The sequence below is a fragment of the Pseudoalteromonas sp. S558 genome (genome assembly GCF_005886635.1).
In the GTDB taxonomy this organism is placed as follows: domain Bacteria; phylum Pseudomonadota; class Gammaproteobacteria; order Enterobacterales; family Alteromonadaceae; genus Pseudoalteromonas; species Pseudoalteromonas aliena.
Genome location: NZ_PNDU01000574.1, coordinates 1 through 319 on the forward strand (window position 1 = coordinate 1; position 319 = coordinate 319).

1 protein-coding gene is annotated in these 319 nt (G+C 35.4%); it reads left to right on the forward strand.

The window, feature by feature from the left end; genetic code table 11:
• Positions 1–319: SemiSWEET family transporter (locus CWB66_RS21490; RefSeq protein WP_252371830.1), on the forward strand; the 319-nt coding region annotated here is incomplete at both ends.

Genomic DNA, 319 nt, shown 5'->3' on the forward strand with positions numbered 1-319 from the left:
TCATTTATTTTGGTTTTTAGTTTTTTACCCTTATTGACAAAAATTCGAAAAAATCGCAGTGTCTCAGGTTTGTCACTATTAATGATGACATTTGGCTTGGCGCAAAGCCTTTACTTTATAACTTATAATATTTACTTTGAGCGTTTTTATATTGCTCTACCATTTATTGTAACAGGTGCGCTAAGCGGGCTTATTTTGTACTTTTTTGCGCGTTTTAACGCAGCTAAGCGAGAACGTACTCAGCTTGTGGTTATGATTGCTTTTTCGTTGCTGCCTTTTTCTCTACTGCTAAATTCAACCCTTGATACTGCAATGGTAT